Genomic DNA, 296 nt, shown 5'->3' with positions numbered 1-296 from the left:
ATGTGGACTGGGGCAATGAGGGCGCGCCGCCCCTGCTGCTGGTCCATGGCGGCCGCGACCACTGCCGCAACTGGGACTGGGTCGCCGCCCACTATCGCGACCGCTACCATGTGATCGCGCCCGACCTGCGCGGCCACGGGGACTCCGCCTGGGCCATGGGCGGCGGCTATGACACCGCCGCCTATCTCTATGACCTGGCCCAGATCATCCATCAGAAGAAGCTCAGCCCCGTCACTCTCATCTCCCACTCGCTGGGGGCCGGGATCGCGCTCAACTATTGCGGCGCCTTCCCCGAG

1 protein-coding gene is annotated in these 296 nt (G+C 68.2%); it reads left to right on the top strand.

Translation table 11 applies throughout. The annotated features are described in order from the left end of the window. Window positions 1–2: 2 nt before the first annotated feature. A partial coding sequence (locus tag LK12_RS23530; RefSeq protein ID WP_231568481.1) for an alpha/beta fold hydrolase occupies window positions 3–296 on the top strand: 294 nt, incomplete at its 3' end.

This window comes from Novosphingobium malaysiense (assembly GCF_000802225.1).
GTDB classification, from domain to species: Bacteria; Pseudomonadota; Alphaproteobacteria; order Sphingomonadales; family Sphingomonadaceae; genus Novosphingobium; species Novosphingobium malaysiense.
The sequence above is the reverse complement of the archived record's forward strand: the minus strand, read 5'-3'. Positions and strand labels throughout refer to the sequence as shown.